The 6,026-nt window shown below is 36.5% G+C and carries 9 protein-coding genes; 4 read left to right on the forward strand and 5 right to left on the reverse strand.

The features are described from left to right. Positions 1-5: 5 nt before the first annotated feature. Positions 6-443, reverse strand: a complete 438-nt coding sequence (locus tag ACO0KV_RS03215; RefSeq protein WP_423039798.1) for a plasmid mobilization protein — start codon at positions 441-443, stop codon at positions 6-8. A 629-nt stretch (positions 444-1,072) separates the two neighbouring features. Between ACO0KV_RS03215 and ACO0KV_RS03220 the strand changes: the two genes are divergently transcribed. From ACO0KV_RS03220 to ACO0KV_RS03230, 3 genes are all read left to right on the forward strand, one after another. After that, positions 1,073-1,510 carry a hypothetical protein gene (locus tag ACO0KV_RS03220; protein ID WP_423039800.1) on the forward strand — a complete coding sequence of 146 codons (438 nt, stop codon included), beginning with the start codon at positions 1,073-1,075 and terminating at the stop codon, positions 1,508-1,510. Between the two features lie 10 nt (positions 1,511-1,520). Beyond that, a complete protein-coding gene (locus ACO0KV_RS03225; protein WP_423039802.1) occupies positions 1,521-1,721 on the forward strand; it encodes a hypothetical protein in 201 nt (66 codons plus the stop codon). A gap of 326 nt (positions 1,722-2,047) precedes the next feature. Next, positions 2,048-2,485, forward strand: a complete 438-nt coding sequence (locus tag ACO0KV_RS03230; protein WP_423039804.1) for a hypothetical protein — start codon at positions 2,048-2,050, stop codon at positions 2,483-2,485. 10 nt (positions 2,486-2,495) lie between these two features. Here the strand turns inward: ACO0KV_RS03230 and ACO0KV_RS03235 are convergent, their stop codons facing one another. The 4 genes from ACO0KV_RS03235 to ACO0KV_RS03250 form a co-directional block, all read right to left on the reverse strand. Beyond that, the gene (locus ACO0KV_RS03235) at positions 2,496-2,861 is read right to left on the reverse strand and encodes a helix-turn-helix domain-containing protein (protein ID WP_137008662.1); all 366 of its coding nucleotides are present in this window, start codon (positions 2,859-2,861) and stop codon (positions 2,496-2,498) included. Between the two features lie 104 nt (positions 2,862-2,965). Then, on the reverse strand, positions 2,966-3,301 hold the full coding sequence (locus tag ACO0KV_RS03240) for a hypothetical protein (RefSeq protein WP_423039806.1): 336 nt from the start codon (positions 3,299-3,301) through the stop codon (positions 2,966-2,968). A 237-nt stretch (positions 3,302-3,538) separates the two neighbouring features. After that, positions 3,539-3,910, reverse strand: a complete 372-nt coding sequence (locus ACO0KV_RS03245; RefSeq protein ID WP_423039808.1) for a hypothetical protein — start codon at positions 3,908-3,910, stop codon at positions 3,539-3,541. A gap of 227 nt (positions 3,911-4,137) precedes the next feature. Then, positions 4,138-4,671, reverse strand: coding sequence for a hypothetical protein (locus ACO0KV_RS03250; protein WP_423039809.1), 534 nt, complete (start codon positions 4,669-4,671; stop codon positions 4,138-4,140). A gap of 1,075 nt (positions 4,672-5,746) precedes the next feature. Here ACO0KV_RS03250 and ACO0KV_RS03255 point away from each other — a divergent pair. Then, a partial coding sequence (locus ACO0KV_RS03255) for a transposase (protein ID WP_423039811.1) occupies positions 5,747-6,026 on the forward strand: 280 nt, incomplete at its 3' end.

Below are 6,026 nucleotides of genomic sequence, written 5' to 3' on the forward strand. Positions count from 1 at the left end.
CGCTCTCATTTATTTTTGTGATTGAAGAATTTTTCCTTGATTTCCTCAATGCTTTTAAGAGCTTTATTCAAATCTTTGAGAGCCAATTGAACTTCTTGTTTAGTGAAGTCGGTTTTTGAATTTAATTGCTTTGCAATCTGATTCAAATTTTTTCCTTGCCTATTTAACTCGGATAAATATTGTGCCGCAAGAATGCGATCATCTCTTTTATGCTCAAAATGAAGATCAATTTTGTGTTCAGTTCCACCAAATAATTTATATCTAGCAAACTTAGCCATTGAATTAAAGTTGGTTTCTCTCCACTTGTCTTTGAGGTTGTCATATTCAAATGGGGATAAATTTACTTCAAGAACTTTGGTTCTTTTCAATCTGGAATCATCATCCGAACCAGCTTGGCCTGGGTGTAATTTTATTTCTGACGATATGTTTTTAATGTTGCTCATGGGATTTTCTCCTTCTTATTTTTGTAATTTGTACTAGGGGTCTGGGGGAACCCCAGCAAGAGACAAATCCATAAAAAGGAGAACCGTCAGGGTTCTCCTGGTATGGTTTGTTTGTCTTGCTGTTCTGTACTCTTAATTTTACGAAATTAAAAAGTAATGTCCACGATCTGCATAAAAGTGGATATCGATAAATAAGAAGATATTTATATCCTTGAAATATTTCATCTCGAAATATTGACTTTCTTTTTGATCTTTGCATCCTATAAATATCGAGGATATAAATAACTTTAATTATTAGGAGAATAAAAATAGAAGATAAAAAGAAGAGAGGTCGCAAGAAAAAATTCGAAGATTTAGTGAAAACTAACTTTTACATTGAAAGAGAAATCTACGATCAAGTGAATGAGCTAGTGAAGTTAACCAATGAATATAAAGAAATTGACTCAATAACTTTTTCGATCATTGCACGTCAGTGCCTGTCTACAAATATTCCCAAACTTCTCAAAGTTATGAAAGAAAGAATGGGTAAATCTGATGACGAGTCTGAAATTTGAAAATATTCAAAGTTCTGAAAATGTGATTGACATTTAGTCTCCATGAGTTATTTAAATAATTTAATGGAGATGAAAATGAAAACAACAAAAATGAAATTGAACCTTGATCTTGAAGAGAAGTATTTAATTTATGCCAGTAAAAAATTGAGAGGGGGTAAAAGTTGGAATCAATTCTTTGAGCAAATTCTCATTCAGTTAGTGGATCAGAGTAGAGATAACGATGACGAACTTATTGCTAGTTCTGTTGAGAAAGACGTTTACAAGGGTTTAGAGAAGTTAGCCGATGACAAAGGAATGTTTGTCACAGATTTTTTGAGAGATGTTCATTTCAAAGTGAATAAAGAATTTGAGAAGAGAAGAAAAGTTTTTGAAAAAGAATCTCAGTCTGTTGTTCCTAAATCAATGAGTGATGTTGAAATTGATGAAGAATTTATTGCTTTTGAAGATTTTGAAGAAGAAATTTCAGCAGAAAAAATTCTTCAAGAAAGGTTAAATTCTAGAAAAAATTCTTAATTGTGAAAAAATGAATTTCGTATACAACAAAAACATCATCACTACTCAAGATGAATTATTGGTGTCAGTAGCAGACTTGAGGGACTTGGTTCAAGCTTTTACTATTGGAAATGATGCTCAAAAGATTCAGGAACTGAAAATGATCCTTGAATCAATCGTGAGAAAAAATAGACTTCTTCCCGGTGCTGTTGATGTAATTGGCTCTAACTAAACGCACTTGGCTGGTGCCGGCCCCGGCCTCACATATTGGAAGAACGGCGGAGCGTTCTCACTACGTGCGCCAGTTGTAAGAGTGAATTTCATCGACCTGCTTTATTTTGCAACGCATAAATGAAGTAGGTGCTCCCGCAGGGATGGGGTAAAAATGCAGAAATAAAAAAAGCACTCGTTTAAGTGCTTCTGTTCTATTGCTTCGAAAAATTTATTTGCTAGACTTAATATAAGGCTGGTTGCTTTAGCGATTAACTAATGCATTTTTGATTGATGAGGGCACTACTCTGCAACTAAGCTGCCCACAAATATAAGAGCAATAAAAATATGAAAAAAGATGTGAATGGCGATCTAAAAAATGGTGTCTTTCAAGAAGGTGAATGCGTTTGTATTTACAAGGATGGAAAAATTCACTGTGAAAATGGTCCAGCGAAAATAAATTTTAAAAAAAACGTTGATGGCTCTTTGACTATTCAGCAAAAGAGTTGGTATTTGAATGATGAATTACACCGAGAAGATGGACCTGCAGTTGAGTATTCAGATGGCGGCAAGGAGTGGTGGATTAATGGTGAGCGCCATAGGGATGATGGTCCGGCCTGCATTTACAAATATCCTGATGAAGGTGACTTTTTCTATGAATGGTTTCGTAATGGTGGCCGTGTGACTGAACAAGAAGTTGAGCAGTTTATTGTTAAGAAAAATCTCAACGAAAAACTTCATGTAACCCTTGCTGAAAAACATAGAGAAAAAAGAGTAAAGATATAAATTCACCTTGTTAGGAGTCTATTTTTGATTTGCCTTTTGAAATTAGACAAATTTTCTCCACAATTCTGACAATGTGGAGTCTATCGGCTCGTTTAACTCCTTGTAAAAGGCTGGCTATGTGTTTGGCCTGGTCATCAGGTTTTGAACTGATACCAACTAGAAGTTCATCAAGCTCACATTCAAAGATTTCAGCAATCTGAATCAATCTCAGAATGTCCGGTGTGGAAGTGCCTTGCTCATATGCACCATACGACTTGGATGTGATATTGAGACGTTCAGAAACCTCTTCTTGTGAATAGCCTGTTTTCACTCGCAGCTTCTGCAAGCTCTTACCGATTACCTGCAATCGTTGAATGTCTTTAGGTGACTTTGCCATGTGTAGTGTTGACAGTTAAATTCATATGATTTTGACTGACATAGGCGCAGAGATCAACAAAAAAGGCTCCGAATTGGAGCCATTGTTTTTGGTGCTACTGAAGCTTAGTGTGCAGGAGCTTTTGCAACCAACTCTTGAAGCATTTTGCGTTCGTGGTTGGTGAAAGACTTCATGATTGAATCGTAGCTAACATTAATGACCATCGTCATTGAGTTTCTAAAATTCTCGTAGTGCAATTGGCTCATATCAATGTCTTGCTGGCGCATTTGAGACAAAGCATCAATCATTTGATAGATGGCGAGAAAAGCCTTGATTTTTGATGTTGTGGTGCCTTCAATGGTTTTAATTATTTGAATAGCTTGTTGAACTGTTGAATCTTGAAGAGCTTCTTCAAGAGTAAAAGCACCGTTAGGGACTGCGATAAGATTAAGTTGGTTCATGATATTTTCCTTTAATTTAAATCATATTTATTCCCTCCTTTCCATGTGAATTATTTCACTGGTAGGTATTGAGTGGGTAGTCGCTACAGTTGATCGCTTTATTTGATTGACTTCTTTGTGTTGCCAATCAATAGAACGAACTGTACGCCTGTCAGTGAAGAAGGTACATGCAGTGGCGCGTGAGGTCCTAACGTTTGACGTTAGGTCGTAAAAAAAGCACCCAATGGGTGCTTTTCATTATGCAAACAATGCTTCAAGTTTCATTCGGTGTTCTTGCGTCAATTTGGACATAAGCATTGGAAAATTCTTGTTGACTGTTTCAATCAAGTTCTTTTGAAATTTAGCAAAAATTGGTGATGAAATGGTTTCGGTTGCTCCATCAACATTCAATGGATTTCCCATTAATTGGGTCAATGCCTGAGTCATGATGTAGGAATGACTGATAAGAATATAAACTTTAAGCCGCTCATTAATCGTTGGATAAATTTTGTTCAAAATCTTAATGGTATTTTTTCCAGCATCATAGTTGGCAAATTTGAGAAGTGATTCATCCATACTGTTAATGCAAAATGTGAGACAGTCCATAGGTTGTACTTGATTTGGGTTCATGATTTTTCCTTTTAATTAATGTCATGGTTTGAACCCTCCTTCAAAGTGACTGATTTCACTTAGTTGGCAGTTGATGGGTTTATCGCTGTAATGTGGTATGAATTATTAGCGATTGAAGAAAAACGGTACAGCCATTCAAACGTGATTACCTAACGTGAGACGTTAGGTCGTAAAAAAAGCACCTGTTGGTGCTTTCTGTATATCTCTATTCAGAGTGCCTTTGTAACTCATTCAGTCAAGATTTTTTCAATATGGAACTCAGAGGTAAATTTGTTCAATGCTGCTAATCTCTGATCATCTTTCATATATATATTCAATTCTAAAGTAAGTTTGCGAGTGGTTTTCCCTGGTGGCAAATCTTCATCACTTTTGTAGCTAACAGTTTTCACGACATCACCAAAGGCATCTTTAATAATCACATCACCAAGAAAGCCTTTCAAGGTTTTACCGCTGGTGTTTTCAATTTCAACGTCCACATTCACTTTATCGTAAGCTTTAAACATATCAAAATAATGCCCTTGTATATCCGTCACCTTAAGACTTAATTGACTTGCAAGTCCATCATCCTTTGGTTTTGCTGTTTCCTTAGATTGAATTTGTGAGGCTACAGATTTAACTTCTGGCTCTTTGTCGTGGCGGCTAGAAGAGCCTCCTGACAATGTATAAAAAGTCCAAATGATTGCAGATACCACGATGAGGCCAATCATTACCCCCAAGAATTTCAATATTGAACCGAATGAATTGAGTATTTTGTCTAGCATATTTTCTCCGTTTTGTTATAGTTTTAGACTAACAAGAGAATTATTGTTGTCAACATGCCAGTATCAATAAATTGGCGCTAATCCATTTTTATTTACTATCGTAAATCTCTAACGAGTTAATGGTTGTTTGAAGAGTATTAATCAGAAATTATTGGTTATTGATGGTACACAGCTTTGTATTTTTCTAAAGAAAAAGACAAAGCCTAACCCTACGATTTTGAATAAAATCGTTTTGCTTTTGTCTCTTTCCATTCAGTTGAAAAGACCCCAGTAAGTAGTTAGCTACTCACTGAAACCGTAGTCGTTTTCTGCTTATCTAACAGCAGTGTGCAGGATCTCCACGGCATCCATATTTCTATGAACTAAGCCTTAACCTTTTGCTTTGCACAACCCAACTTCTTGCCTTGAGGAATCGGCATGAATAATTCCTCATCAGTAGTCTGAAAGAAACTCCATTGTTCGCAAACAATGGCATTTGTGTTATTGGGCTCGTTCATTTGGCTTGGTTGCAACTTCTCGCCAGTTGCACTCGGACTTATCTAATGCCGTATCGCTGTAATTTTGCCAAACTACTACACTCTAATGAGCCATGCTATTTTCGTCACACAAATGACTGATTAAATACTTTCGGGATTTTGAGTCTGCTTGTTGTTATAGGCGCATGGTCGTTATTTAGTGCCTAAATCACTCACGTTCTGCATTTGTTCGTCGCTGTATTATTCAACCATGAACAAGCATTCTCTACTTTCCTAACTTCTTCCTGGATTGATTGAACGCTGATTCCAAGGTCTTATGTTTGCCTTGTGACATATAACATATCAATCCATCTTTCATTCAGGCATAAAAAATGCCCTTGTTTTACCAAGAGCAAATAATCAGTTTCGAGTTATTGACAATTAAAAAATATCTAATATGATTAGTTTGTTCGTGGTAGTACACTTCTAATAAGAATTTCTTAATTGTCAAGTGTACTGTTAGAAACCGGGTGGTGCCGAATCTAACGACAATAAAAAAGCCAGTCTTATGAACTGCACCCCAAAAGTTGGACACCCGTCCTAACTTTTGGGGTGTTTTCATGAGTAAATACACAAAGCAATTCAAACTGGCCGTTGTTAAACGGTATCAAGAAGGTTCAGCGGGTTATCAAGCCGTTGCTCATCAATATGAAATTAATCCCTCGTTCGTGCGTAATTGGGTAAAGCAATATACCTTGCACGGCGAAGCTGGACTAGATAAAAAATTCAGTCATTACAGTGCTCAATTCAAGCTATCCGTGCTTCAACATATGTGGAATGAGCAGAAGTCCTGTCGTGAGACGGCGATCTTGTTCGATATTCGGAATGTGGGTGTTTTAA

Source organism: Undibacterium sp. RuRC25W (assembly GCF_049339825.1).
Taxonomy (GTDB): Bacteria; Pseudomonadota; Gammaproteobacteria; order Burkholderiales; family Burkholderiaceae_D; genus Undibacterium.